The sequence below is a fragment of the Pseudoduganella umbonata genome (assembly GCF_014192225.1).
GTDB lineage: Bacteria > Pseudomonadota > Gammaproteobacteria > Burkholderiales > Burkholderiaceae_D > Rugamonas > Rugamonas umbonata.
On sequence record NZ_JACHXS010000002.1, the window covers coordinates 18,764 to 44,974 of the forward strand.

General features: G+C 65.3%; 22 protein-coding genes. 12 read left to right on the top strand and 10 right to left on the bottom strand.

What is annotated here, in order from left to right; all coding sequences use genetic code 11:
• The first annotated feature begins 4 nt into the window (after positions 1–4).
• Positions 5–820 carry a DUF3025 domain-containing protein gene (locus FHS02_RS05150; protein WP_137315052.1) on the top strand — a complete coding sequence of 272 codons (816 nt, stop codon included), beginning with the start codon at positions 5–7 and terminating at the stop codon, positions 818–820.
• Entirely contained in the window at positions 817–1,815 is a 999-nt protein-coding gene (locus FHS02_RS05155; RefSeq protein WP_137315051.1) for a Gfo/Idh/MocA family protein, read from the top strand. Before FHS02_RS05150 ends, FHS02_RS05155 begins: the two co-directional genes overlap by 4 nt.
• Here the strand turns inward: FHS02_RS05155 and FHS02_RS05160 are convergent, their stop codons facing one another.
• Positions 1,816–2,130 (bottom strand): hypothetical protein, encoded by a 315-nt coding sequence (locus FHS02_RS05160; RefSeq protein ID WP_137315050.1) that lies wholly within the window; start codon positions 2,128–2,130, stop codon positions 1,816–1,818. It lies immediately after the preceding gene.
• A gap of 147 nt (positions 2,131–2,277) precedes the next feature.
• On the opposite strand from FHS02_RS05160, the gene FHS02_RS05165 reads away from it, so the two are divergent.
• Together FHS02_RS05165 and FHS02_RS31820 are read left to right on the top strand one after the other, a co-directional pair.
• The gene (locus tag FHS02_RS05165) at positions 2,278–3,495 is read left to right on the top strand and encodes an MFS transporter (protein ID WP_137315049.1); all 1,218 of its coding nucleotides are present in this window, start codon (positions 2,278–2,280) and stop codon (positions 3,493–3,495) included.
• Positions 3,496–3,547: 52 nt separating this feature from the next.
• Positions 3,548–3,679, top strand: coding sequence for a hypothetical protein (locus FHS02_RS31820; protein WP_259772474.1), 132 nt, complete (start codon positions 3,548–3,550; stop codon positions 3,677–3,679).
• Between the two features lie 10 nt (positions 3,680–3,689).
• Here FHS02_RS31820 and FHS02_RS05170 read toward each other — a convergent pair whose 3' ends face one another.
• Together FHS02_RS05170 and FHS02_RS05175 are read right to left on the bottom strand one after the other, a co-directional pair.
• Complete coding sequence (locus tag FHS02_RS05170) at positions 3,690–4,487, bottom strand: PEP-CTERM sorting domain-containing protein (protein WP_175424857.1); 798 nt, start codon at positions 4,485–4,487, stop codon at positions 3,690–3,692.
• 62 nt (positions 4,488–4,549) lie between these two features.
• The gene (locus FHS02_RS05175; protein ID WP_137315047.1) at positions 4,550–5,293 is read right to left on the bottom strand and encodes a PEP-CTERM sorting domain-containing protein; all 744 of its coding nucleotides are present in this window, start codon (positions 5,291–5,293) and stop codon (positions 4,550–4,552) included.
• Between the two features lie 337 nt (positions 5,294–5,630).
• Here FHS02_RS05175 and FHS02_RS05180 point away from each other — a divergent pair, with 337 nt between their 5' ends.
• Positions 5,631–6,899: a hypothetical protein gene (locus FHS02_RS05180; RefSeq protein ID WP_137315046.1), complete on the top strand. Its 1,269-nt coding sequence runs from the start codon at positions 5,631–5,633 to the stop codon at positions 6,897–6,899.
• A gap of 86 nt (positions 6,900–6,985) precedes the next feature.
• Here FHS02_RS05180 and recG read toward each other — a convergent pair whose 3' ends face one another.
• Positions 6,986–9,295, bottom strand: coding sequence for an ATP-dependent DNA helicase RecG (gene recG / locus FHS02_RS05185; protein ID WP_371870554.1), 2,310 nt, complete (start codon positions 9,293–9,295; stop codon positions 6,986–6,988).
• Between recG and queA the strand changes: the two genes are divergently transcribed.
• The 5 genes from queA (at position 9,203) to secF (ending at position 14,801) form a co-directional block, all read left to right on the top strand.
• Positions 9,203–10,228, top strand: a complete 1,026-nt coding sequence (gene queA / locus FHS02_RS05190) for a tRNA preQ1(34) S-adenosylmethionine ribosyltransferase-isomerase QueA (RefSeq protein WP_137317555.1) — start codon at positions 9,203–9,205, stop codon at positions 10,226–10,228. The genes recG and queA overlap by 93 nt on opposite strands.
• Before the next feature lie 26 nt (positions 10,229–10,254).
• Positions 10,255–11,394 carry a tRNA guanosine(34) transglycosylase Tgt gene (gene tgt / locus FHS02_RS05195; RefSeq protein WP_137315044.1) on the top strand — a complete coding sequence of 380 codons (1,140 nt, stop codon included), beginning with the start codon at positions 10,255–10,257 and terminating at the stop codon, positions 11,392–11,394.
• 96 nt (positions 11,395–11,490) lie between these two features.
• Positions 11,491–11,823, top strand: coding sequence for a preprotein translocase subunit YajC (gene yajC / locus FHS02_RS05200; protein WP_131148792.1), 333 nt, complete (start codon positions 11,491–11,493; stop codon positions 11,821–11,823).
• A 66-nt stretch (positions 11,824–11,889) separates the two neighbouring features.
• Positions 11,890–13,752, top strand: a complete 1,863-nt coding sequence (gene secD / locus FHS02_RS05205; RefSeq protein ID WP_137315043.1) for a protein translocase subunit SecD — start codon at positions 11,890–11,892, stop codon at positions 13,750–13,752.
• A 26-nt stretch (positions 13,753–13,778) separates the two neighbouring features.
• Entirely contained in the window at positions 13,779–14,801 is a 1,023-nt protein-coding gene (gene secF / locus FHS02_RS05210; RefSeq protein WP_137315042.1) for a protein translocase subunit SecF, read from the top strand.
• Positions 14,802–14,940: 139 nt separating this feature from the next.
• On the opposite strand, the gene FHS02_RS05215 is transcribed toward secF, so the two are convergent.
• The 6 genes from FHS02_RS05215 to FHS02_RS05240 all read right to left on the bottom strand — a co-directional run bounded on the left by FHS02_RS05215 (position 14,941) and on the right by FHS02_RS05240 (position 21,755).
• The gene (locus FHS02_RS05215; protein ID WP_229422262.1) at positions 14,941–16,302 is read right to left on the bottom strand and encodes an ATP-binding protein; all 1,362 of its coding nucleotides are present in this window, start codon (positions 16,300–16,302) and stop codon (positions 14,941–14,943) included.
• The gene (locus tag FHS02_RS05220; RefSeq protein ID WP_137315041.1) at positions 16,299–17,033 is read right to left on the bottom strand and encodes a response regulator; all 735 of its coding nucleotides are present in this window, start codon (positions 17,031–17,033) and stop codon (positions 16,299–16,301) included. Before FHS02_RS05220 ends, FHS02_RS05215 begins: the two co-directional genes overlap by 4 nt.
• Before the next feature lie 110 nt (positions 17,034–17,143).
• Entirely contained in the window at positions 17,144–17,464 is a 321-nt protein-coding gene (locus FHS02_RS05225) for a DUF3325 domain-containing protein (RefSeq protein WP_137315040.1), read from the bottom strand.
• A complete protein-coding gene (locus tag FHS02_RS05230) occupies positions 17,461–19,167 on the bottom strand; it encodes a PepSY-associated TM helix domain-containing protein (protein WP_137315039.1) in 1,707 nt (568 codons plus the stop codon). The genes FHS02_RS05225 and FHS02_RS05230 overlap by 4 nt, the downstream gene beginning before the upstream one ends.
• The gene (locus FHS02_RS05235) at positions 19,164–19,481 is read right to left on the bottom strand and encodes a DUF3649 domain-containing protein (RefSeq protein ID WP_137315038.1); all 318 of its coding nucleotides are present in this window, start codon (positions 19,479–19,481) and stop codon (positions 19,164–19,166) included. Before FHS02_RS05235 ends, FHS02_RS05230 begins: the two co-directional genes overlap by 4 nt.
• 69 nt (positions 19,482–19,550) lie before the next feature.
• Positions 19,551–21,755: a TonB-dependent siderophore receptor gene (locus FHS02_RS05240; RefSeq protein WP_137315037.1), complete on the bottom strand. Its 2,205-nt coding sequence runs from the start codon at positions 21,753–21,755 to the stop codon at positions 19,551–19,553.
• A 625-nt stretch (positions 21,756–22,380) separates the two neighbouring features.
• Here FHS02_RS05240 and FHS02_RS05245 point away from each other — a divergent pair.
• Complete coding sequence (locus tag FHS02_RS05245; protein WP_137315036.1) at positions 22,381–23,847, top strand: MFS transporter; 1,467 nt, start codon at positions 22,381–22,383, stop codon at positions 23,845–23,847.
• Positions 23,792–26,185 carry a GH36-type glycosyl hydrolase domain-containing protein gene (locus FHS02_RS05250; protein ID WP_137315035.1) on the top strand — a complete coding sequence of 798 codons (2,394 nt, stop codon included), beginning with the start codon at positions 23,792–23,794 and terminating at the stop codon, positions 26,183–26,185. The genes FHS02_RS05245 and FHS02_RS05250 overlap by 56 nt, the downstream gene beginning before the upstream one ends.
• The last annotated feature ends 26 nt before the right edge of the window (positions 26,186–26,211 follow it).

Below are 26,211 nucleotides of genomic sequence, written 5' to 3' on the forward strand. Positions count from 1 at the left end.
GCCGATGTCGCCACTGTCCTTGCCCCCGGTCGACTGGTCGCGCCCCTGGTTCGACGCGGTGCGCCCGGCGGCGCAGACCATCGACGTGGCCGACGTCATCGGCACCTTCAGCGCCCGTGCCGCGGCGCTGGGGCTCGTCAACCATGCCGGCCTGCCGGTCCGCTTCGTGCCGCAGGCGGCGCTTCCCGACGGCACGGCCTATGAAGAGCACATCGGCGCGACCGGCTGCGTGCCCACGCGCGACAACCTGCACGACTTCTTCAATGGCCTGGTGTGGCTCAGCTTCCCGCTCGTCAAGCGCGAGCTGAACGCCTTGCAGGCGGCGCAGATCGCGCGCGACGGCATTCGCGGCCAGCGTGGCCCGGCGCGCGACGCGGCCACGCTGTTCGATGAAAATGCGGCGCTGCTCGTGGTGTTGGATAATATGCAAGGCCGGGCGCTGGCCGACGCGCTGCGCAACCACCGCTGGCGCGAAGCATTCGTCGAGCGTGCCGGCGCATTCGGCACGCAGGCGCAAGTCTGGCTGTTCGGCCATGCGCTGATGGAAAAGCTGGTCGCGCCGTACAAGGCGATCACCGCGCATACGCTGGTGGTGGCCGCGCCGGCCCGGTATTTTGCAATGCCGCGCGATGAACAGCAGGCGTGGATCGATGCGCACGTGGCCGAACGCCTGCGCGAGACCGGTTTGCGCAAGGCCGATTTCACACCGCTGCCGGTGCTGGGCATTCCCGGCTGGTGGGCGCTGCAGGACGATGCTTTTTATGACGACACCACCGTGTTCCGCCCGAAGCGGAACGCACCCACTCTGGAGACATCATGACAGTACGAACGATACGCTGGGGCATCCTCGGCACCGGCAAGATCGCCAAGGCCTTCGCCACCGCGTTGAAGGACACGCCTGACGCTGTCCTCGCGGCGGTTGCGTCGAGGAGTGTTGATAGCGCTACCGCGTTTGCCACCGAATTCGGCTCGCATGAACTGACGAAGAGCCACGGCAGCTACCAGGCGCTGGCCGACGATCCCGATGTCGATGCGATCTACATCGCCACGCCCCATCCGATGCACCGCGAGAACGCGCTGATGTGCCTGAACGGTGGCAAGCACGTGCTGGTCGAGAAAGCCTTCACGGTCAACCGCCGCGAAGCCGAGGACATCGTGGCATTGGCGCGTGAGAAAAAGCTGTTTGCGATGGAAGCGATGTGGACCCGCTTCCAGCCTGCCGTGCTCGAAGCGAAGCGCATCGCGGCCAGCGGCGAGATCGGCGCCGTGGCCACCGTGCAGGGTGACCTGGGCTTTTTCTCGGACGCCGGGCCGGAGCACCGCCTGTTCAATCCGGCGCTGGGCGGCGGCTCGCTGCTGGACCTGGGCATCTACCCGCTGTCGATCGCGGCCTATTTCCTCGGCCCCGTCCAATCGGTGCAGGCGGTCGGCCAGCTCGGCCCGACAGGCGTGGACGTGCAATGCACCTTTGCGCTGCAGCACGAGCACGGCGGCGTGTCAGCCTGCACGGCCAGCCTGGCCGCACGCACGCCGGCCGAGTTCACGGTCAGCGGCAGCAAGGGCTTCGTGCGCCTGCACGGCCGCTTCCACAACACGGAAGAGTTAACGGTGGAACTGGACGACGGCAGCCGCCGCACCCAGCGCGTGCCGCGCATCGGCAACGGCTATGCGCATGAAATCATCGAAGTGAACCGCTGCCTGCGCGAAGGGCTGACCGAAAGCCCGGTGATGCCGCTGGATGAGACGCTGGCGCTGATGGGCGTGCTGGACGACATGCGGCGGCAGATCGGCGTCGCCTACGACGCCGACCGCTGATCAGCGAACGCTGTTGTCGACGCGGCGCTTGCGTGGCAGCAGCAGCACGCCGGCGCCGACCAGCAGCATCGACCAGTTGGGCAGTGCCGTGTTCGCGCTGACGGCAGCCTGGGCCGCCGCCTGTTGGGTAACGCGCACGCGGTGCTCGCTGGACACGGAGGCGGCGGCCGGTACGGTTTGCGCAGCGCTGGCGCCCTGGGTGGCGGGCTGGGACAATGCGCTTGCCGCATCGGCTACTGGAGCTGGTGCCGCAATGGCCAGCGGTGCGGCAAATACCGCCAGGGCGAAAAGTAGAGACTGTTTAGTTTTTTGCATGTATTTTTTGAGATGTATAAATTGCACGCAATTTTAATGTTGCACTGCACTCGAGACAACGTATTTATTCGATAAAGTATATGTACTGGGTTGCAGGGAAGTATTTTGTTGCATTGCGGCACAGTTTTTATTGGTGAAGGCATCGAAATGTCCAATTTGCAACGTTCTCTCGACCTGAAAACGATTCTGCTGGCTACTGGCGTCGTGCTGACACTGGCGATGGGCGTGCGCCATGGCTTCGGTTTCTGGATGCAGCCGATCTCGCAGGAAAACGGCTGGAGCCGCGAAACGTATTCGCTGGCGATGGCCTTGCAGAACCTGCTGTGGGGTGCCTTCGGCCCGTTTGCCGGCATGGTCGCGGACCGCTGGGGCACCATGCGGGTAGTCCTGGTCGGCGCATTCGCCTACATGGCCGGACTGGTCTGGATGGCCACCGTCACCGATCCGGTACTGTTCATCGCCGGTTCCGGCGTGCTGATCGGGCTGGGTCTTGCGTGCACCGCTTTTGGCGCCGTCAGCGGCATCATCGGCCGTGCCGCACCGCCGGAAAAACGCTCGTGGGCATTCGGTATTTCCGGCGCCGCCAGCTCGTTCGGCCAGTTCCTGCTGATGCCGGTCGAGCAGACGCTGATCACGCAGGTCGGCTGGCAAAACGCGCTGTACCTGCTGGCTGCCATCGTCGTGTTCCTGATGGTGCCGATGGCATTCCGGCTGCGTGAGCCGGCGGCGCAGGCGGTCGCGGGCCACAAGCAGGGCATCCGCGAAGCGCTGGGCGAGGCCTTGGGCAACCGCTCGTTCCTGCTGCTGGTGGCCGGATACTTCGTGTGCGGCTTCCAGCTCGTGTTCATCGGCGTGCACATGCCGGCCTACCTGAGGGACAAGGGCGTGGCCGATCCGAAGGTGGCCGTCACGGCGCTGGCGCTGATCGGCCTGTTCAACATCTTCGGTTCGTACTGGGCCGGCAAGCTCGGTGGCAGGCTGCCGAAGCGCTATCTGCTGTCGTTCATCTACTTCGCCCGCGCCGGCGTGATCGCGCTGTTCATCGCGCTGCCGCTGTCGCCGCTGTCCGTGTACCTGTTCGCGGCGGCGATGGGCGTGCTGTGGCTGTCGACGGTGCCGCTGACGAACGGCATCATCGCCGGCGTGTTCGGCCTGTCGCACATGTCGATGCTGGCCGGCGTAGTGTTCTTCTCGCACCAGGTGGGCAGCTTCCTCGGCGTCTGGCTGGGCGGCTACCTGTTCGACCTGCAGGGCAGCTATGACCTCGTGTGGGCGATCTCGATCGGCCTCGGCGTGCTGGCCGGCCTGGCCAACCTGCCGATCGACGAGCGGGCGCTGGCGCGCCCGCAACTGAAGGTAGCGTGAGGAGGACGGCATGAGGAGGACGGCTTGAGGAGGACGGCTTGAGGGAGGCGACATGATGACGCCGCGCTGGCGGCGGCTGCTGGGGTGGTGCCTCGTCGCCGTCGTGCTGGCGGCATGCTTCGCCGCCTACTTCCAGCCCGGCTTCCTGTTCGACATGGCGACGCGGATCGTCATGTGCTTCTGACCGGCCGCGTTCAGTTTCTGAAAACGACCGTGCGGGATTGGCGCGACAGTGCGATCACGCCGGCGCCGGCCAGCAGCATCATCCAGATGCCCGGTTCGGGCACGGCAATCACCTCGATACCCAGCAGTTCCGTATAGCCCTGGTTGAGGATCTGCTGGTCGTAGCCGGGGCCATACAAGGTGAAATCGATATAGCTGGTCAGCAGGTCTTCGTTCCCGTACAGCAGGTACGAGTACTCGAAACGGAACTGGCCGCGCGGCCCGGTAAAGGCGTGGAATGCGCTGCCGTAGAACGATCCAGACGGATCGTAGTTCGTCCACCCGGGCAGCGCGACGGGCGTCCCGGAAGACATGTCCGCAAACACGGGCGGGGCCGGCGGCTGCAGCAGATCGGGGTATTCCGGCACCGGGCCGGGAACGTAATCGCCGCTCAGGTACAGGCTGGCCTGGAAGCCGGGCGCGCCGTCGATCAGGCGCGGCACTTCGGCGGGCAGCAGCGTGCCGATGACCCAGAATTGCGCGGTGTGCTCGCCGATCGCCGTCACATCGAGGTTGACCCGCGCCGCATCGCGCCAGTGGCCTTCGACATCGTAGCTCACGTCGCGAAAATGGGACGTCGTCTGCAAACCGTTTTCGATCACCACTTCGTCGCGCAAGGTGTACTCGAAGTTGAACCGGTTGCCGGTCTCCCAGAACGAAGAGCTGCTGGAAATCCATTCGCTGGTGTCGTCGATGCCGGTCGTGGCATGAACGGCAGTGAACGTCATCACCCGGGCGGCGAATGCGCCCGTGGCCGATGACAGCAACAAGCAAAGGCATGCCGACAGGCATGCAGGGCGTAGATATCGGAACATGTCGACCTCCCCGTAGTTCAGCGCGACCGGCGCCACGCTGCCAGCACGCCGGCCCCGGCGACCAGCATCATCCAGGTACCCGGCTCGGGCACCGGGAGCACGTCGATGCCCAGGAATTCGCTGTAGCCCAGGTTCCGGGTACCCGCGTCGTAGCCCGGGCCATGGATCATGAACGCGGCCTGGTCGGACAACAGCTCTTCGTTCGCGTAGATCAGGTAAGAGTGGTCGTAGGCGGCGAGATCGCGCGGTGCAGTGAAGGTCTGGTGCACATTGGCGATGTAATGCAACTGCTCCGGGTCGTAATAGGCCGAGACGCTCAGGTCCACGGGCGTGCCGGACGAGGTATCCGCGAACACGGGCGGCGCAGGCGGTTGCACCAGGTCGGGGTACTCCGGCACGGTGCCCGGTGCGTAGCTGCCGCCGAGCGAGAGGAAGACCTGGAACGAAAGGTCGCCGCCGTCGACCAGCCGCGACATTTGCGTGGCGTCGAGCGTGCCGGTGACGGCGAACTGCACGCTGTGCGCCCCGCTGGCCATGCCGTCGACATTCAGCAGGGTCCAGTCGCGCATGTGGCCGGCCACGTCGTACGTCACGTCGCGGTAATGGTAGATGGACTGCATGCCGTTCTCGAAAACCACTTCGTCGCGCAGCGTGTAGGCGAAGTTATACCGTTCGCCATGTTCGATGAAGGTGCTGTCGGTCCACTGGGTTTCGACGGCGTCGTCGATGCCGGTGGTGGCGGAGGTGGCGGTAAACGTCATGACCGGGGCGGCGAACGCGCCCGCGGTTGCAAATACCAGGGAAAGGCAGAGCAGAGACAGGCAGAGCAGGGACGGGAACGGCAAGCGCGGCGTTCGATGCATGGCAACCCCCGGCGGTTATCGATTGATATTTTGATACTGCGATTTTGGCAATGCGCCTACCAGCATATGCCAGGGCTTGCAGGCTGCAAGGACAATCGGTGTGGTGTTGTGTCCGCAATACTCGACAGGAAGTCCGGCACATCATTGAGCAGGGATGAAAGGAGAAAATTTCCTTTGGGTAATGTGTTTATCTCTCAGGCCTCAGGCCGCTCAACCCTTCTGGAGCAAGTCTCACATGAAAGCTCTTTACACCTTCCTGTTATTCGTATTCGCCAGCGTCCTCGGTTCGCAATGTATCGCTGCCGAGCACCGCAATTTCTCGCTCAAACATACCAAGGCGCATCTTCCGGTACACGGGCAGATGGACTGGCCCGGCGGGAAGATCGGCAGCTTCCGCGGCCAGGTGGTGGTGCTGATTTCGGCTGGTGGCTCGGTCGATCGTGATGGGTGGCTGCTGCGCGCGCTCGATACCGTCTGGTGGAACCGATCACCTCTGAAGGAGATGTCGGATGCATTGGTGAAAAATGGGTTTGCCGTGGTTCGGTTCGACAGTCCCGGAGTTCGCCCTCCCGCCAGTAAATGCCGGGAGGCGATAACGCGGGGACACCTGAGTGCCATGGTGGTAGCGACGCAATGTGTCGATGTGGACGTAGCCGAACAAGTGTCAGTGCCAAAATATATTGACAGCATCGAACAAGTCCTCAAGCACGTCCAGGAATTAACACCTCGCGCGCAGGGGGGATTTATCCTGTTCGGATTCTCGGAGGGCTTCTGGCACGCTGCATCGATAGCGGACAGGGGGCACGTCGCCGTGCGGGCCCTGGTTGCATTGGGCGCTGGAGTGGAAAGCCTGCAATCGCTGACGCGATGGCAGCTGACCGACAGGGCGATCGAAACGCTTCCGGAGTTCGATCGGGACAAGAATGGCGAGATCTCGAACGAGGAAATCAGGAAGGGTTATAGCGAAGGCGTAGGAAAGATTACTTCTGACGTTCGCGATTGGATCAGCCCTTCGGGCACCTGGAACGATAACAATGTCGCGGAATTCGGGCAGTGGCTTCGCAAAGGTTACGAAGACGTTGTGCTGGCGAGTCGCCCTTACGAGGAAACCGGCGACTTGCAATGGAAGGCCCTGGGCGCAGGGGTCTTGGTGCCGGACATGACCGACTCATTCCAGGACTATCATATTCTTGATTCTCGCCGGCCGCTCGACATCATTATCCAGCGGCGCATTCCCACATTGTTCTTTTGGGGGGAGCAGGATCGCCAGGTTCGAGTACAGCATCAGCGCAAGCTGATCAAAGATGCGGAAAAAATCATTCCTTATGTAAAATCATATTCTTATTCCGACCGCCATCATTTGCTGTCCAGACGCAAAGATATGGACTGGTTTGAAACGGAATTTGCAGCGGATATAAGTGGCCACATTCAAGAATTCATGTACGCAATGCGGCCCTTCCAGACAAAAATACTTGAATCGAGTATTTCGCAATCGCACGAATAAACGTCGTCAAAGTAGTTCGGCGAGAAGTCTGGCCAGACTTCCCGCTTCCCGGACAAACCTCGGAAGGAAGTACTGGACTTTACACGTCACACCTTCAGGAACTCCTCCCGTCCCCCCAGCCACCGTTCCAGGTGCGCCTCGACGACCGGCTGCCCGGCCGGATCGTGCAGCAGCGCATGCGCCACGTCGCGCGCCTGGTCGACCAGCCAGCCATCCGTTTCCAGGTCGGCGAAGCGCAGCATCGCCTGGCCGGACTGCCGAGCGCCCAGGAACTCGCCTGGGCCGCGGATTTCCAGGTCGCGCCGTGCGATCTCGAAGCCGTCGGTGGTTTCCCGCATCGTCGCCAGCCGCTGCTTGGCCACGGGCCCCAGCGGGCTCTGGTACAGCAGCAGGCAGACGCTGGCCGCCGAGCCGCGGCCCACGCGCCCGCGCAACTGGTGCAGCTGCGACAGGCCGAAGCGCTCCGCATGTTCGATCACCATCAGCGACGCATTCGGCACGTCGACGCCCACCTCGATCACGGTGGTGGCCACCAGCACGTGCACCCGGGCGGCGGTAAAGGCATCCATCACTTCCTGCTTCTCGGCCGGTTTCATGCGCCCATGCACGAGGCCCACCTGCAGGTCCGGCAGCGCCGCGGCCAGCGTTTCATGGGTTTCCGTCGCGGTCTGCAACTGCAGCGCTTCCGATTCCTCGATGAGCGGGCAGACCCAGTACACCTGGCGGCCGTCGAGCGCGGCCGCGTGGACCCGCTCGATCACTTCGTCGCGCCGGTTCTGGTCGATCACGCGGGTGACGATGGGCGTGCGGCCCGGCGGCAGTTCGTCGATCACGGACACTTCCAGGTCGGCGTAGTACGTCATCGCCAGCGTACGGGGAATCGGCGTGGCGGACATCATCAGCTGGTGCGGCACCAGCCCGTCGGCGCCCTTGTTGCGCAGCGTGAGGCGCTGGCCCACGCCGAAGCGGTGCTGCTCGTCGACGATGACGAGGCCCAGCCTGGCGAATTGCACGGTTTCCTGGATCAGCGCGTGCGTGCCGATCACCAGCTGCGCCTCGCCCGATTCGGCCAGCGCGGAAGCGGCCATCTTGTCCTTCTTTTTCAGGCTGCCCGTCAGCCACGCCACTTTCACGCCCAGCGGCTCCATCCATCCGGCGATCTTCCTGAAATGCTGCTCGGCCAGGATCTCGGTCGGCGCCATCAGCGCGGCCTGGAAGCCGCTGTCGATCGCCTGCGTGGCCGCCAGCGCGGCAACGACGGTCTTGCCGCTGCCCACGTCGCCCTGCAGCAGCCGCTGCATCGGGTACGGCTGGCGCAGGTCGGCGCGGATTTCCTCCAGCACGCGCGCCTGCGCACCCGTCAGCCGGAACGGCAGCGCGGCCTGGAATGCCGCGGTCAGCGAGCCCACCGCCGCCAGCGGCGCCGCGCCTTTCTGGCGGCGTGCGTCCTGTGCGCGCTTCAGCGACAGCTGCTGGGCCAGCAGCTCATCGAACTTCATCCGGGTCCAGGCGGGATGCGAGCGCTCCGCCAGCGCATGCTCGTCGACCTGCTGCGGCGGGTTGTGCAGCAGCCTGACCGCCGGCTCGAAGCCGTGCAACTGCATTTTCTCGATAAGCCGCGGCGGCAGCGTGTCGGTCCAGTCGACGCGCCCCATCGCATCGGCGATCGCGCGGCGCAACACCGGTTGCGACAGCCCCTCCCCGGATGGATAGACGGGGGTGAGGGAGGTCGGCAGCGGCGCGCCTTCGTTGACGATCTTGTAACTCGGATGCACCATCTCCGCGCCGAAGAAGCCGTGTTTCAGCTCGCCACGGGCGCGTACCCGCGTACCTTCCGCCAGCTGCCGGGTCTGGCTGCCGTAGAAGTTCATGAAGCGCAGCATCAGCTCGCCCGTGTCGTCGGCGATGTGGACGATCATCTGCTTGCGCGGCTTGTACGTGATCTCGTTCTTGGTGACGATGCCTTCGACCTGCGAGGTCTGGCCGCCGCGCAGGCAGGCCGCGCGGATGTCGATCACCTCGGTCTCGTCCTCGTAGCGCATCGGCAGGTGCAGCACCAGGTCCATGTCGGTGCGCAGTCCCAGCCGGGCCAGCTTGCTCTCGGTCGAGACCGCCTTGGAGGGCGCGGCTTTTTTTGCGGGGGGCTTGCTTTGCTTCGTTTCGGCCATGTTTTCGTGGTGCTTTTTTACTCGATGACTGCGTGGTAGCGTAAAATAGAAGGTTGCCCAATGCTTTTTGAGCGGAATCGTGCGCCGGTCATGCGCCTGCTGCAGGCGATCATGCGCGCTACCGCCATTACACCCATGTATTCGCTCTCCGATTTCGATTTTAACTTGCCACCCGAGCGCATCGCTCAGTTTCCGCTGCCGGATCGCAGTGCTTCCCGGCTGTTGCACGTGGATGAGACCCGCCTGGTCGACCGCAAGTTCACCGACATCCTCGACCTGCTGCAGCCCGGCGACCTGCTGGTGATGAACGATACCCGCGTGCTGAAGGCACGCTTCTTCGGCGTCAAGGACAGCGGCGGCAAGGTCGAGGTACTGGTCGAGCGCGTGCTCGACACGCACACCGTGCTGGCCCAGGTGCGCGCGTCGAAGTCGCCCGGCCCCGGCGTGAAGATCCGCCTGGCCGAAGCGTTCGACGTGACGGTCGGCGAGCGCGCCGGCGAGTTCTTCACGCTGAAGTTCGACGCCGACGTGTTCGACCTGATCGAACAGTACGGCCGCCTGCCCCTGCCGCCGTACATCGAGCATGCGCCGGGCGAAGTGGACGAGACCCGCTACCAGACCGTGTTCAACAAGGTGCCGGGCGCCGTCGCGGCGCCCACCGCCGGGCTGCACTTCGACGAAGCGCTGCTGCAGAAACTGAAGGACAAGGGCGTCAATTTCGCCTACGTCACGCTGCACGTGGGCGCCGGCACGTTCCAGCCGGTGCGCACCGAGAACCTGGCCGAGCACAAGATGCACACCGAGTGGTATACGATGCCGCAGGCGACCGTCGACGCTGTAAAGGCCGCGCGCGCGGCGGGCCGCGACGTGATCGCCGTCGGCACCACCAGCCTGCGCGCGCTGGAATCGGCGTCGCAGTCGGGCACGATCGAGGCGGGCAGCGCCGACACGGCACTGTTCATCACGCCGGGCTACCGCTTCAAGTCCGTCACGCGCCTGATCACCAACTTCCACCTGCCGAAATCCACGCTGCTGATGCTGGTCTCGGCATTCGCCGGTTTCGACGAGATCCGCGCCGCCTACGCGCACGCGATCGCCAACGAATACCGCTTCTTCAGCTATGGCGATGCCATGCTGCTGACCACGCCCAATCGGGCATAACGGATACCCGGACGGATACCCAAACAATGCTGGAATTCAAACTGATCAAGACCGATACGACCGGTCTGACGAAGGCGCGCCGCGGCACGCTGAAACTGAACCATGGCGTGGTGCAGACGCCGATCTTCATGCCCGTCGGTACCTATGGCTCGGTGAAGGCCATGTCCCCGCTGGAACTGAAGGAAATCGGCGCCCAGATCATCCTCGGCAATACCTTCCACCTGTGGCTGCGCCCCGGCAATGCCGTGATGGGCAAATTCGGCGGCCTGCATAAGTTCATGGGCTGGGACAAGCCGATCCTGACCGACTCCGGCGGCTTCCAGGTGTTCTCGCTGGGCGAGATGCGCAAGATCACCGAAGAGGGCGTGCACTTCAATTCGCCGATCAACGGCGACAAGCTGTTCCTGTCGCCGGAAATCTCGATGCAGATCCAGCGCGTGCTGAACTCCGACATCGTGATGCAGTTCGACGAATGCACGCCCTATGAAATCGAGGGCCGTCCGGCCACGCTGGAAGAGGCGGCGAAGTCGATGCGCATGTCGCTGCGCTGGGCCCAGCGCTCGATGAACGAGTTCAAGTCGGGAGAAAACCCGAACGCGCTGTTCGGCATCGTCCAGGGCGGCATGTTCGAATCGCTGCGCGACGAATCGCTGGCCGGCCTGGAAGAGATCGATTTCCCGGGCCTGGCGATCGGCGGCCTGTCGGTCGGCGAACCGAAGGAAGACATGATGCGCGTGCTCGAGCATATCGGCCCGCGCCTGCCGGCCAACAAGCCGCACTACCTGATGGGCGTGGGCACGCCGGAAGACCTGGTGGCCGGCGTCAGCAATGGCGTCGACATGTTCGACTGCGTGATGCCGACCCGGAACGCGCGCAACGGCTGGATCTTCACCCGCTTCGGCGACATCAAGATCAAGAACGCCCGCTACAAGGAAGACACCGAGCCTTTCGATTCCACCTGCTCGTGCTACGCCTGCCGCAACTTCAGCCGCGCGTACCTGCACCACCTGCACCGCGCGCAGGAAATCCTGGGCGCCCGGCTGAACACGATCCACAACCTGCACTTCTACCTGGACATCATGCAGCAGATGCGCGATGCGCTGGACGAGGATCGCTTCCCGGAATGGGTGAAGCAGTTCCACGCGGACCGCGCCCGCGGGGTGTAAAAAGAACTTGCATTAGTGTAAAAGTCCCCAATCTGTGCGGCTTTGGCCAGTGCTAGAATACAGCGCTGTTTTTTTTTAATTACATTGGAGTCACCCGTGTTCATTTCCAACGCTTATGCTCAAACCGCCGGCGCTGCCGATGCGTCGATGATGAGCAATCTCTCGACCTTCGTGCCGCTGATCCTGATGTTCGTGGTCATGTATTTCCTGATGATCCGTCCTCAGCAGAAACGCGCCAAGGAACAGAAGGCCATGATGGACGCGCTTGCCAAAGGCGACGAAGTCGTGACGGTCGGCGGCATCCTGGGCCGCGTGTCCCGCGTGACCGATGCGTACGTGACGGTGGAAGTGGCGCCGAACACGGAGATCGTGGTGCAGAAAGCCTCGGTCACGACCCTGCTGCCGAAGGGCACGCTGAAGGGTCTGTAAGACCTTCCACAGGAAGCGGGCGGCATCACCGCCCGCTTTTGTTATCGGCCAACCACGCTGAAGATCATGAATCGTTATCCCATCTGGAAATACATCCTCATTGCCGTCGTCGTGCTGCTGGGGGCACTGTACACGGCCCCCAACTACATGGGCGAATCGCCTGCGCTGCAAGTCACCAGCGGAAAATCCACGGTGAAGGTGGATAGCGATATCGTCGCCCGCGTCGAGCAGTTGCTCGCCGAGGCGAAGCTGCCCACGTCCGGCGTCACGTTCGATGCCGGATCGAGCAGTCCGTCGGTGCGCGCCCGTTTCGCGGACATCGACACGCAGTTCAAGGCCAAGCTCGCGCTGGAACGCGGCCTGAACGGCGACCCGGAAGACCCGGCCTACATCGTCACCAGCAACCTGATGGCCAATACGCCGGCCTGGATGCAGAAACTCGGCGCCCACCCGATGTACCTGGGCCTCGACCTGCGGGGCGGCGTCCACTTCCTGATGCAGGTGGATACCAAGGCTGCGCTGAACAAGCGCATCCAGGGCTTCCAGGCGGCGATCCGCGGCGAACTGCGCGACAAGAACGTGCGCCACGCCGGCATCGAACGCGCGGGCGATTCGATCGTCGTGAAATTCCGCGACGACGCCACGCGCCAGGCCGCCCGCAAGGCACTGGGCGAAATGAACGAGCTGCAGTTCGCCGATGGCACGAGCGGCGCCGACCTGACGCTGACCGCCGCGATGAAGCCGGCCGCGCTGAAGGCCACGCTGGACAACGGCGTGAAGCAGAACATCGCCACCCTGTCCAAGCGCGTCAACGAACTGGGCGTTTCCGAGCCGATCATCCAGCAGCAGGGCGCGGACCGCATCGTCGTCCAGCTGCCGGGCGTGCAGGACGTGGCGCGTGCCAAGTCGATCATCGGCCGTACCGCCACGCTGGAAGTGCGCCTGGTCGACCAGACCGTGCCGCGCGGTACCGAGCTGACCGCGGCGGTGCCGTTCAATTCCGAGCTGTTCACGGTCGGCAAGAACGTTCCGGTCGTGCTGCAGAAGGATGTGATCATTTCGGGCGACTACATCTCGTCCGCCACGGCATCGTTCGATGAAAACCAGCAGCCTGCCGTCTCGATCGACCTGAACGGCGACGGCGGCCGCCGCATGCGCGAAGCCACCCGCGACAACGTCGGCAAGGGCATGGCCATCGTGCTGTTCGAAAAGGGCAAGCCGGAAGTGCTGTCGGTCGCCACCATCCAGGACGAACTGGGCAGCCGCTTCCGCATCACCGGCATGGGCAGCATCGAGAACTCCACCGAACTGGCGCTGCTGCTGCGCGCCGGTGCGCTGTACGCGCCGATGCAGGTCATCGAGGAACGCCTGGTGGGCCCGCAGCTGGGTGCCGAGAACATCACGAAGGGCTTCAACGCCACGCTGTACGGCTTCCTCGCGATCGCCGTCTTCATGATCATCTACTACATGGTGTTCGGCGTCTTCTCCGTGCTGGCGCTGGCCATCAACGTGCTGCTGCTGGTGGCGATCCTGTCGCTGATGGGCATCACGCTGACCTTGCCGGGTATCGCCGCCATCGCGCTGGCACTGGGCATGGCGATCGACGCGAACGTGCTGATCAACGAGCGGGTGCGCGAAGAGCTGCGCGCCGGCGCTTCGCCGCAGTCCGCCATCTCGGCAGGCTTCGACCGCGCCTGGGCCACCATCTTCGACTCCAACGTGACGACGCTGATCGTCGCGCTGGCGCTGCTGGTGTTCGGTTCCGGTGCGATCCGCGGCTTTGCGATCGTCCACGGCCTGGGCATCCTGACCTCGATGTTCTCCGCCGTCTTCGTGTCGCGCGGCGTGGTCAACCTGTGGTACGGCCGCAAGAAGAAACTGCAGTCGCTGTCGATCGGTACCGTCTGGGTACCGAAAGAAGCGAAGTAACGGCCATCGGTCAATAAGAGGATTTCATGGAATTTTTCCGCATTCATAGAGACATCCCGTTCATGCGCTACGCGACGATCTTCAACGTCGTGTCGGCGCTGACGTTCGTGGCGGCCGTGTTCTTCCTGGTCACCAAGGGCCTGCACCTGTCGATCGAGTTCAAGGGCGGCACCGTGGTGGAGGTGAAGTATCCGCAGGCGGCCAACCTGGAACGCATGCGCGAGTCGCTGCGCGGCGCCGGCTTCGAGCATCCCGAAGCCAGCACGTTCGGCACCGCCAGCGACGTGCTGATCCGCCTGCCGATCACGCCGGGCACCGGCTCCGACACCACGTCGGTGCGCGCCTTCGACGCGCTGTGCCGCGCGGAAAAGGGCGCCGTCAAGCAGTTCGACGAGGTATCGCCGCAGGGCGACCACCATGCCCGTACCGCCTGCGTGGACACGGCCGGCAAGGAGCTCGTGTCGCTGCAGCGCGTGGAATTCGTCGGCCCGATGGTGGGCGAGGAACTGACGCAGAACGGCATCAACGCGCTGATCATGGTGGTGGTGGGCGTGATGCTCTACCTGGCCGTGCGCTTCGAGTGGAAGTACGCGGTGGCGGCGATCATCGCCAACCTGCACGACGTGGTCATCATCATGGGCTTCTTCGCCTTCTTCCAGTGGGAATTCTCGCTGACGGTGCTGGCGGCGATCCTGGCGGTGCTGGGCTACTCGGTCAACGAATCGGTCGTGATCTTCGACCGTATCCGCGAGAACTTCCGCAAGCAGCGCAAGATGACGGTGCACGAAGTGATCGACAACGCGATCACCAGCACGATGTCGCGCACGATCATCACCCACGGCTGCACGGAGATGATGGTGCTGTCGATGCTGTTCTTCGGCGGGCCCACGCTGCACTACTTCGCCGTCGCGCTGACGATCGGCATCCTGTTCGGCATCTACTCCTCGGTGTTCGTCGCCGCCGCCGTCGCCATGAAGCTGGGCGTCAAGCGCGAAGACCTGATCAAGCCGGTCAAGGAAAAGGACGAAACGGACGGCGCCGTCGTCTAAGGCCCGCCGCTCCCGCCAATGCCGCCTCCGGGCGGCATTTTTTTCGCCCCTACAATATTGCCAACAACCGGGGTCAGACCCCAATCTGAGGAAATATTTCCAGAAATCGGGGTCTGACCCCGGTTTCAAGAAATGTTTGTCAGGCGGGGAGAAGGATGGTGGCGCGCAGGCCGCCGGCGGGGCGGTTCGACAGCGTGACCTCGCCGCCGTGCGCGTCGATGCAGGAGCGGGCGATGGCGAGGCCGAGGCCTACGCCGCCCAGCTCGGGCTGGCGCGAGGCGTCGAGCCGGTAGAACGGCTTGAATACGTCGTCGAGCTGCGCGGCCGGGATACCGGGGCCTTCGTCGTCGATGGTGATGCGGATGGCATCGCGGCCGCCGTCGATCCGGGCCGGCGCGACGGCGATGCGTGCGCAGCGGCCGTAGCGCACGGCGTTGTCGACGAGGTTCGTCAGCGCGCGCCGGATCGCCAGCGGCCGGCAGCGGCAGGGCAGGGACGGCGGCTCGCCGGAAGCGGAAGCAGAGGCCAGTGCCACGTCGCGCCCCTGCGCCGCCTGGTCGGCCGCGATCTCGGCGGCCAGCGCGCCGACGTCGATGCCGATCGTCGGTTCGTCGCAAGCGTCGTCTTTGGAAAAGCGCAGCGTTTCCTCGATCATCGCCGCCATGTCGCGCAAGGTGCGCTGCATGCCGTCGCGCACCTCTTCGTCGTCGACCAGTTCGGCGCGCAGCCGCAGCGACGTCACCATCGAGCGCAGGTCGTGGCTGATCGAGGCCAGCATGCGCTTGTGGTCTTCCAGGTAGCGCGTCAGCCGCGCCTGCATCAGGTTGAACGACGCCGTCACTTCGCGCGCCTCGCGCGGGCCGGACAGCGCCAGCGGCTCGTATTCTCCCCGGCTGACGCGCTCTGCACCATCGGACAGCGCCTTGATCGGCCGCACGATGCGCCGCACGAACACGATGCCGATCACCAGCACCGGCAGCGTGCTGACGGGGATCGAGAAGCGCAGCGGCTTCCACCACCACTGGGTGTTGGCCAGCGGCCGCTGGGCGCTGTTGAACCAGCCGCCCGGCAGCCGCAGGGCGATGGCAAGGTCGGGATCCTCGTCGACCCCGGCGCGCCGTGCCAGCGACACCTGCACCGCGTCGGCCGGCAGCCGCAGTTCGCGCTGCAGCACGGCCTGCAGCGAACGCTCTTCTCCGTCCAGTGAGACATCGGTGATGGCGCTGCGCGGTTCGATGCGGTGGCGCGACGTGTCCGTGTCCAGCGCCGCCAGCATCGCGTTGCCGGACGTGGCATCGCGCTGCACCAGTGCGAGCCGGTAGGCGGAGGTGACGTTTTCCATCACATAGCGCCGCGACATCCGGTGCAGCGTGTCGCTGCCGCCGTTGCTGGCCGTGGCCAGCAGCGCGATCAGGTGCGCCGCCAGCAGCCCGCAGAACAGCAGGCCGACCAGCTGGCCCGCCATCGTCTGCGGCAACAGCCGCCCGGCGAACCCTTTCACGAAGCGGCCAGCGCGGGGCGGGCGGTCACCGTGGCGGCGAACAGGTAGCCATTGCCCCACACGGTCTTGAGCAGGCTGGGGCGGCGCGGATCCGGTTCCAGCTTCTTGCGCAGCCGGCTCACCTGGCTGTCGATGCTGCGGTCGAAGGCCAGCGCATCGCCGCAACCGGTCAGGTCCATCAGCCGGTCGCGCGAGAGCACCGTGCCGGGATGTTCGGCCAGCACCCGCAGCAGCCGGTACTCGGCGCTCGAGAGCGCGGCCGGCTGGCCGTCCGGATCGAACAGCTCGCGCTTGCCGGTATCGAGGAACCAGCCGCCGAACGCATAGCCGGTGGCGGCATTGCCCACCGACGCGGCGGTGCGCCGCCAGCGCCGCAGCACCATGCGGATCCGCGCCACCAGTTCCGGCGGATCGAACGGTTTCACGACGTAGTCGTCGGCACCGCTGTCCAGGCCGGCCACCTTGTCGGCGGACGTATGCATGGCCGTCAGCAGGATCACTGGCGTATCGAGCGTGCCGGACACGCGCCGGCACAGCGACAGGCCGTCTTCGCCCGGCATCATCACGTCCAGCACGATCAGGTCGAAGCGTTCCTGCCGCAGCAGCGCGCCGGCCTGCGCCGCGTCGGCGGCGGTGGTCACCGCCAGTCCCTGCCGCCGCAGGTAGGCGGCCAGCGAGCTGCGGATGTCGGGGTGGTCGTCGACGACGAGGATATGGTCGGCTGCTGTCATCGGGGTGTTCCGTCAATGCGGATGATTCTCATTTACAAACCTCGATTGTAGCAGTGCCGCCGGGCTGGTGCTATCGGAGCAGTCATCGGGGCAGTACATCGGGGCAGTACTTATGCCAGCACCCACGCCACGGCACCCAGCAACGCTCCTGCCGGCGCCGTCCAGCGCACCGGATACGGGGCATACGTCATCTGCAGTCCGATGCCGAGCGCACCGAAGGTGAGGAAGCCCAGCCAGGCCAGGATGCCGACCGACGTGCCCCAGGCCGCGATCGCCGGCACCAGCGCCACCGCCAGCAGCGCCCAGCCGCCCAGCCGCAGCGACATGGCCGCAAACGCCTTGCCATACACCTGCTCCTGGTGCCGATCCATCGACAGCGCCACCGCCGTCATGGCCGCATAGCTCAGCGCCAGCACGATCAGCGCGGTCATGGCGTCACCTCCTTCAGTGCAGCCGGCACGGCCCTCGCCGCCGGCCGGTCCTTGCGCAGCAAATGACGGGCAATCCAGCCGAACAGCGCGGCGATTGCCAGCATCGCGAAATCGAAGCCGACGATGCCGGCCTGGCCGAGCGGGATGCTGGTGAGCAGGCCATGCCCGCCGGTCAGCGGATTGAGGACCGGCAGCAGCGCGAACAGCACGACCACGGCGATGCATTGCTCGATCCACGCGGCGCGCGCAGGCCGCACCGCCGCATGCACGAGGGCGGCCAGCCAGGCGAGGAAGAAGCCGTTGATTTCCCATGCCGACCGTTCCGCCATCTCCACCGGCAGCAGGCGGTTCAGCCAGAAGTAGGCGCCGGTCGCCAGCGCCAGGCCGGTGATGACGCCGACATTGGTCACTTCCACCACGCGGTGGCCGAATGGCGTGCGGCCCAGCTTCCTGCGCTCCGGCGCCCGCTTGACGACCCACAGCACGAGGCCCGTCGCCACCATCGCGGTGCCGACGACGCCGGACAGGAACAGCAGCCAGCGCACCGTGGGCCCGGCGAAGCGGCCCATGTGCGCGCTGGCGAACACGTTGCCGAACGCGCTGGCGGCCGACGGTGCCGGCAGCGGCGGGCGTTCCTTGATCTTGCCGGTGGCGGCATCGAAGACCAGCCGTGCGGAGGCGCCGCGCGTGGTCAGGCTGTCGCTGCCATGCGCGCGCAGCTCCACCGTGGCACCCGGCTTGTTGGGGCGGTTGACGGTGATGCGGCCCACTTCATGGCCCGGCCATTCGGTGCGCGCCTGCGCCATCATCGGGACGATCGCCGCCGCCAGGTCGACGCCGCTGCCGGCACCGTCGCGCGAACGGCCGCCCCGGCCGCTTTCCGGTCCGCTCCGGCTACCTTCACGGCCACCAACGCGGCCTTCGCTGCCGCCTTGCTGCTGCTGCTGCTGCTGCTGCTGCCCACCCGGCACCATGCCGCGGCGCTCCATGTTATAGGCTTGCCGGTCGCCTCCATAGGCGCTCTCCGCGCCCCAGGGCATCAGCGTCCCCATCAGCAGCAGCAGGCCGGAGAACGTGATCATGATGTGGAACGGCAGCGCCAGCACGGCCGTCGCATTGTGTGCGTCCAGCCACGAGCGCTGGCCCTTCTTTGGCCGGAACGTGAAGAATTCGGTGAAGATCTTCTTGTGCGTGATGACGCCGCTGATGATCGCCACGAACATGAACATGGTGGCGATGCCGACGATCCAGCGGCCCGTCACGCGGTCCATCGCATGCAGTTCGAAGTGGAAGCGGTACAGGAAACTGCCGCCACGCGTTTCGCGCGCCGCGATCTTTTCGCCGGTGGCGGCATCGAGTTCGGCGCGCCTGGTGCCGGCGCGGCCGGCCGCGGCGTTCCTGTCGCGCCAGCTGGCGGACACGGTGGTCTGCCGTTCGTTCGGCAGTTCCAGCGTCCACGTGTTCGCATTCGGCGCAAGCTTCTGCATGCCGGCCATCGCCACCGCCGCCGTCTGCGCGGCATCCGCGCCGGGCACCGAGGCGTGCAGCTCCGGTTTCATCCACAGGTTCACCTCGTCGAGGAAGTAGCTGAGCGTGCCGGTGAAGAACACCGCGTACAGCAGCCAGCCCAGCACGATGCCGGTCCAGGTGTGCAGCCACGACATCGACTGGCGGATGCCTTCCGGCCTGCTGTCGGGCCTCATGCGGCACCTCCCGCGCCGGCCTTGGCCAGCCACGCCAGGGCCGCCAGCAACGCGGCGGGCAGCACGATGCCGGCCCACGCACGGCGTGTGCTCGCCACCGCGAACACCCAGATCGCCGCACACAGGTGCACGACGAACGACGACATGGTGGCGGTGCTGACGGCATCCACGCGGGCCATGCCGGTCTTTTGCAGCCACAGGCTCATGCACGCGGCCCACGCGGCGGCCAGCAGGTAGCCACCGAAAATCGCCGCCACACTGCGCGATGCGACCAGCCATCGGTAGGAGCCGGGCAGGGGAGTGTTTTTACTCACGACAGTTCCTTCATGACGAAAGCGCCCGCGCACTTCCGGTACGCGGGCTAGCAGGGATCGAGGCAGGAATCAGAACGACGACGTCAGGCTGACGAACAGCGAACGGCCCGCTTCGTTGTACGACGCCGCGCCGGACGTGCCGTTGGTGCTCAGGCGGAACAGGCGTTCGTCGAACAGGTTGTTGATGCCGGCGCGCAGGCGCAGGTTCTTCGTGAACGCGTAGCCGGCGCTGATGCCCCACACGCTGTACGGGTCCAGCGTGTTCAGTGCATCGCCGGTGGCTGGCGCACCCTGCGTGGTCAGCTTGCGCGGCTCCTGCTTGCCGTACCAGGTACCGGTGAACAGCAGCGATACCTTGTCGCTGACCTGCCAGTCGAGCGACGTGTTCAGCGTGAACTCGGGGATCACGGACAGCGGCTCGCCCGTGGTCTTGTTCTCGTTCTCGATCATGTACGTGAGGTTGTTGATGAATTTCACGCTGGTGCCGAAGGGGACCGTCACATTGCCTTCGACACCCTGCACCACCGCCTTCGGTGCGTTTTCCCACTGGAACAGGCGGCCGTTGGCCGACGTGTTGCCCAGCAGGCTGTCCATGCCGCCGACGATCTTGTTGCGGTAATCGTTGTGGAAATACGTCACGCTGGCGCTGCGGCCGGCATCGCTCCAGCCGATGCCGATCTCCTTGTTCACCGACGTTTCCGCCTCCAGGTTGTCGTTACCGCGCAGGTAGCAGCCGCCGCCCAGGTTCGGATTGTTGACGGGGCAGCCGTTGCCGCGCGTGTAGTACAGGTAGTTCGGATTCGACTGGTACAGGTTCGGCGCCTTGAACGCGCGCGCCACGCCGCCCTTGATCGTGACGGTCGGCGTCAGCGCATACGAGGCGTTCAGGCTCGGGCTCCAGTTGGTGCCGAACTGGCTGTGCTTGTCGAAGCGCAGGCCGGGCGTGAGGATCAGCTCGTTGGTCACGCCGATATTGTCTTCCACGTACACGGCATAGGTTTCGGCATCGGCCTTGCCGTCACGGTTCGTCGCGGTCATGCCGGGAATCGCGGTGGCCGTCTGCGTCATCGAATACGGATCGTCGAGCTTTTCCTGGCGCACGTCGAAGCCCACCGTCATCATCTGCGACAGGCCGAACAGCTTGCCCGGCATATTCAGTTCGCCGTTCAGGATGTAATTCTCCAGTTCGGAGGTGGACCATGACGTGGCATTCGAGATGCTGCCTTCCGGTCCGCCCGCCAGGCCTTCGTTCAGGCGCGTGTTGTCGGTGTTTTCCCATTGCAGCGACAGCTTCGAGGTGCCGATAGCCCACTTGCCGCGGTGCGTCAGCGCGGCGGTGCGGCGGATCATCACGTTGGTTTCAGCACCGGCATTGGCCAGCTCGCCCAGCAGCGCCGTGCCGGTGGCATTGACCGCGCGGTCACCCGCATAGATGTTGCCCTGGCGCGAAAAGCCCGATTCCAGTTCCAGCACCTGGCCCGGTGCCAGGTCCCAGCGCAGCAGGCCGCCCACGTCGCGATTGCGCACGCCTTCGCGGCCGGCCGGCGGGATCGCGCCGTCGGCCGTGTTTTCCGCCGTGGCGTTGATCGACAGGTCGTCGGCGTCGGTCTTGTTCACGTTGCCGAAGACGCGGAAGGAAAACTTGCCGGCCAGCGGGCCGGAAAGGTTGAAGCCGAGGCGCTTCGTCGAGCTTTCCTCGCCGTGCTCCGGCGCCAGCGCGTAGGCCGTGACGGAGCCGGACAGCTTATCGCCCGGCGCCTTCGTGATGATGTTGACCACGCCGCCGGCGGCGCCGGAACCGTAGCGTGCAGCGGCGGGGCCACGCAGCACTTCGATGCGCTCGACCAGTTCGGCCGGCACCCAGTTCGTGTCGCCCCGCGTATTGCGTTCGCCGCTGCGGCCCATGCGCACCGAGTTGCGCGACGTGACCGGCTTGCCGTCGACCAGGATCAGCGTGTTTTCCGGGCCCATGCCGCGCAGGTCGATCTGGCGGTTGTTGCCGTACTGGCCGGTCGAGCTGTTGCCGGTCAGGTTCACGCCGGGCATCGTGCGGATGATTTCGGAAAGGTCGTTGGCGGGCGGGCGAGCCGCGATGTCGGCGGCGGTGATCGTCGATACGCCCGGCGCCTGTTTCAGCTCCTCTTCGGCGGTGGCGGTTACCTGCACTTCGGCGAGCTGCTGTTCGGGAGCGGCTTGCTGGGCCAGCGCGGGAGACGAGAGAAAGGCCATGCACAAGGCGGTGGCGAGCGGGGTGCGTTGCAGAGTGAGATTCATCTTCCTGATCCAGTTGTCGTGACTTGTTCCGCGATCGCTGCCTGTCCCGAACATGACTATCGGCAACCTCCAGATCGCGCGCAATTGAGAATGATACTCATTTAAGATCGGAAAAGTTTGTCAAAATGTGGCGACCGCACTGTGCACGCGCTGGCGATGCCGGCATCGATGGCGTGGCAACAACAACGGCGTTCGGGCTTCCAGCGGTAGGGCGCGATGTGCGGCGGGCAAAGCCGGGCGATCATGCGGTGCGAAGAAACCGGCCATCCTCCGCACGAATGTGTTGACTTCGCAAAATCCCCTGATTACACTAATTGCATCTGTTAGCGCTATCAGCGATGGCTTGAAAATCATCGAAAACCTGATCGCGCTGGCTAGGACAAGATAATGTTAGCGCTGCCAGCTCGTCCGTAGAGATGAACGGCACCGCGCGATGCAGGAGGAGACGACCATGCTGAGCATCACGCCACCCGCCACGGTTGCTGCGGCACTTATGCCGCGCGCACCGCGGGCAGCATGACGGAAGGTCCGATGGGCGGACCGGGTTACACTTTCCCGGTCTGTTTTTTTCTGTGCGGGTGGACATCGGTCTGCCCGCGCAGTTTTTTTTCGCAGGGCCTTCCACATGAATGACTCATCAGGCAAGGGCGCAGGCAAGGGCGCCGGCCATCCCGCCGGCACGCCGCTTCCATGGCGCGAAAAGATCAGCTACGGCATCGCCGACATGGGGTTCAATTTTTACTGGACCAATATCGCCACGTTCCTGCTGATCTTCTACACCGACGTATTCGGCATCTCGGCCGCCGCCGCGGCGTCGATGATGTTCGCGATCAAGCTGATCAACGCCTTCACCGATCCGATGATCGGCGCCATCGCCGACCGCACCACGACCCGCTTCGGCAAGTTCCGCCCGTACCTGGTGTGGGTGGCCGTGCCGCTCGGCTGCGCCGCGGTGCTGACCTACACCACGCCCGATCTCGACGGCGACGGCCGCCTGCTGTGGGCCTATGGCACCTACCTGCTGATGATGGTCTGCTACACCGCCATCAACATCCCCTACAACGCGCTGTCCGGCGTGATGTCGGCCGATCCGCAGGAACGTTCCACCATCAACGGCCTGCGCTTCATCTGTGCGTTCGGCGGCAGCATGCTGGTCACCGCCGCCACGCCGGCCATGGTGAAGGCTTTCGGCAACGGCGACGACGAACGTGGCTGGCAGCTGACGATGGCGGCCTGGGCGGTGGCGGCCTGCGTGATGTTCGTGATCGCCTTTGCCAACACGCGCGAGCGCATCGCCCCGCCGCCGCAGCAGAAGACCAACGTCATGCAGGACGTGCGCGACCTGTCGCGCAACGGCCCGTGGGTGGTGCTGTTCTTCCTGGCGCTGATCATCATGGTCACGATCACGCTGCGCACCACCACCGCCGCCTACTACTTCAAGTACGTGGTCGGCCGGCCGGAACTGATGGGAACCTTCGTGTCGGTGTACATGTTCGCGGCGGCAGTGGGCGCCGCCGCGTCGCCGCTGATGACGCGCTTCGTCGACAAGAAAAAACTGATGATCATCCTGATGAGCACCACGGCCGTGCTGTCCGGCGCGTATTTCTTCGTGCCGCAGGACCAGGTGTGGCTGATGTTCGTGCTGCAGGCCGGCATGGGCCTGGTACTGGGGCCGAAGTCGCCGCTGGCGTTCTCGATGTATGCCGACACGGCCGACTACAACGAATGGCGCACCGGCCGCCGCGCCACGGCGATGACGTTCGCCGCCGCCACGTTCTCGCAAAAGCTGGGCACCGCGCTGGCGGTGGCCGTCATCGGCGCGCTGTTCACCACGCTGGGCTACGTGCCGAACGCCACGCAAAACCCGGGTTCCACGGCCGGCATCGTATGGCTGATGTCGCTGATTCCCGCCGCGTTCGCGCTGGTCGCCGTGGGCGTGATGTGCTGCTACCGCCTCGATGCCGCCACGCTGCGCACCATCCAGTCCGACCTCGCCGCGCGCAAGCCGGCATCCCGCAATTCCGGAGAAGAACCTGATGCAAGCCCCGATACACTCTCGAGCCCATTCCCACCTCCTGCGCCCGTCCGCTGACGGCAGCCGCTATGACCTGCTGTCGCCGACCGCCATGCCGCGTGCGGCCGGTTTCCTGTGGAACCGCAGGATGATGATCCAGGTGAACTGCCGCGGCTACGCGGTGGCCCAGTACATGCAGCCGGAGCCGGCCAAGTACGCGTATGCGCCGAACCTGGAAGCGAAGACGTTCATGCAGCCGGAGCAGGGCTACTATGCCCATCATCCTGGCCGCTTCTTCTACGTGAAGGACGAGGAAACGGGCCAGCTGTTCTCCGTGCCGCATGAACCGGTGCGCGCGGTGCCGGACCGCTTCGAATTCTCGGCCGGCAAGAGCGACATGGCATGGATCGTGGAAAGCCTCGGCATCCGCATCGAGCTCGTCATGGGCCTGCCGGTGGACGACGTGGCCGAGCTGTGGTCGCTGAAGATCTGCAATCTCTCCGGCCGGCCGCGCCGCCTGTCGGTGTACCCGTATTTCACGATCGGCTACATGAGCTGGATGAACCAGTCGGCCGAGTACCGTGCCGACCTTGGCGGCATCGTGGCGTCGTCCGTCACGCCGTACCAGAAGGTGGCCGACTACTTCAAGCAGAAGAACTTCAAGGACCGCACGTTCTTCCTGTGCGAGCGGGCGCCCGACGCATGGGAAGCCGCGCAGGAAGCATTCGAAGGCGAGGGCGGCCTGCACGCGCCGTCGGCGCTGCGGGAAGACGCGCTGGGTGGCGGCGACGCGCGCTACGAAACGCCGGTGGCCGCCGTGCAGTACCGGCTGGCGCTGGCGGCAGACGGCAGCGAGGAATTCCGCTTCCTGTTCGGCCCCGCTTTCGACGATGCGGAGATCGCCGCGCTGCGCGAGCGGTACCTGTCCGCCGCCGGCTTCGCCGCCGCGCGCGAAGCCTATGCCGCGTACATCGGCGCCGGTGCCGGCTGCGTCACGGTGGAGACGCCGGACCCGGAGTTCGACAACTTCGTCAATCACTGGCTGCCGCGCCAGGTGTACTACCACGGCGGCTCGAACCGCCTGACCACGGATCCGCAGACCCGCAACTACCTGCAGGACAACATGGGCATGAGCTTCGTGCACCCGCCCACCGCGCGCGGCGCCTTCCTGCATGCGCTGTCGCAGCAGGAGGCGAGCGGCGCCATGCCGGACGGGATCCTGCTGGTCGAAGGCGCCGAGCTGAAATACATCAACCAGGTGCCGCACACCGACCATTGCGTGTGGCTACCCGTGTGCCTGAAGGCTTACCTGGACGAGACGGCCGACTGGACGCTGCTGGACGAACCGGTCGCCGACACCGAAGGGCACAGCCTGACGGTGGCGCAGCGCATCGGCCGCGCGATGGACTGGCTGCTGACGGAGCGCGACGAGCGCGGCCTGTCGTACATCGCGCAGGGCGACTGGTGCGATCCGATGAACATGGTCGGCTACAAGGGCAAGGGCGTGTCCGGCTGGCTGACGGTGGCCGCCGCCTACGCGTTGAACCTGTGGGCGGACATGTGCGCGCAGCACAAGGATGAGGAAGGAGCACGGCATTTTCGGGCTGGTGCCCAGGCCATGAACGATGCCGCCAACAAGCACCTGTGGGATGGCCGCTGGTTCGCCCGCGGCATCACCGACGACGGCGTGGTATTCGGCGTGGCCGACGACAGGGAAGGGCGCATCTGGCTCAACCCGCAGGCATGGTCGATGCTGTCCGGCGCGGCCAGTGCGGAGCAGCGCGCGTCGATGATCGGCGCGGTCGAGGAACAGCTGCACACGCCGTACGGCGTGCAGATGTTCGCGCCGCCGTTCTCGAAGATGCGCGAGGACGTCGGCCGCGTCACGCAGAAGCATCCCGGCTCGGCCGAGAACGGCGCCGTCTACAACCACGCCGCCGCCTTCTACATCTACAGCCTGTACGACGGCGCCGAGGGTGAGCACGCGTGGGACCTGATGCGCAAGATGATCCCCGGTCCCGACGAGGCGGACTACCTGCGGCGCGGCCAGCTGCCGGTGTTCATTCCGAACTACTACCGTGGCGCATGGCGCGAATACCCGCGCACGGCGGGCCGTTCGAGCCACCTGTTCAACACCGGTACCGTGTCGTGGATCTACCGCTGCGTGATCGAGGGCCTGTGCGGCCTGGTGGGGGATGCGGAAGGCCTGCGCATCGCGCCGCAACTGCCGGCGGCCTGGCCAGGCATGAAGGCCGTGCGCACGTTCCGTGGCGCGACGTTCGAGGTCAGCGTGCAGCGGGGCGATGTGCGGGAAGTGAGCGTGCGTTGCAACGGCACGCCGTTGGCCTCGGCGCGCGTGACCGGCATCGAAGCGGGGCGCACCTACCGGCTGGAAGTGACGATACCGGCCGCGTGACCGGGTGGCCGGCGCATGCGCCGGCC

Bases quoted from the DNA above. Each gene is read 5' to 3' on its own strand.
- FHS02_RS05150 (WP_137315052.1), top strand. From the start codon at position 5: ATGTCGCCACTGTCCTTGCCCCCGGTCGACTGGTCGCGCCCCTGGTTC.
- FHS02_RS05155 (WP_137315051.1), top strand. From the start codon at position 817: ATGACAGTACGAACGATACGCTGGGGCATCCTCGGCACCGGCAAGATC.
- FHS02_RS05160 (WP_137315050.1), bottom strand. From the start codon at position 2,130: ATGCAAAAAACTAAACAGTCTCTACTTTTCGCCCTGGCGGTATTTGCC.
- FHS02_RS05165 (WP_137315049.1), top strand. From the start codon at position 2,278: ATGTCCAATTTGCAACGTTCTCTCGACCTGAAAACGATTCTGCTGGCT.
- FHS02_RS31820 (WP_259772474.1), top strand. From the start codon at position 3,548: ATGATGACGCCGCGCTGGCGGCGGCTGCTGGGGTGGTGCCTCGTCGCC.
- FHS02_RS05175 (WP_137315047.1), bottom strand. From the start codon at position 5,293: ATGACGTTTACCGCCACCTCCGCCACCACCGGCATCGACGACGCCGTC.
- FHS02_RS05180 (WP_137315046.1), top strand. From the start codon at position 5,631: ATGAAAGCTCTTTACACCTTCCTGTTATTCGTATTCGCCAGCGTCCTC.
- queA (WP_137317555.1), top strand. From the start codon at position 9,203: ATGTATTCGCTCTCCGATTTCGATTTTAACTTGCCACCCGAGCGCATC.
- tgt (WP_137315044.1), top strand. From the start codon at position 10,255: ATGCTGGAATTCAAACTGATCAAGACCGATACGACCGGTCTGACGAAG.
- secD (WP_137315043.1), top strand. From the start codon at position 11,890: ATGAATCGTTATCCCATCTGGAAATACATCCTCATTGCCGTCGTCGTG.
- secF (WP_137315042.1), top strand. From the start codon at position 13,779: ATGGAATTTTTCCGCATTCATAGAGACATCCCGTTCATGCGCTACGCG.
- FHS02_RS05220 (WP_137315041.1), bottom strand. From the start codon at position 17,033: ATGACAGCAGCCGACCATATCCTCGTCGTCGACGACCACCCCGACATC.
- FHS02_RS05225 (WP_137315040.1), bottom strand. From the start codon at position 17,464: ATGACCGCGCTGATCGTGCTGGCGCTGAGCTATGCGGCCATGACGGCG.
- FHS02_RS05230 (WP_137315039.1), bottom strand. From the start codon at position 19,167: ATGAGGCCCGACAGCAGGCCGGAAGGCATCCGCCAGTCGATGTCGTGG.
- FHS02_RS05240 (WP_137315037.1), bottom strand. From the start codon at position 21,755: ATGAATCTCACTCTGCAACGCACCCCGCTCGCCACCGCCTTGTGCATG.
- FHS02_RS05245 (WP_137315036.1), top strand. From the start codon at position 22,381: ATGAATGACTCATCAGGCAAGGGCGCAGGCAAGGGCGCCGGCCATCCC.
- FHS02_RS05250 (WP_137315035.1), top strand. From the start codon at position 23,792: ATGCAAGCCCCGATACACTCTCGAGCCCATTCCCACCTCCTGCGCCCG.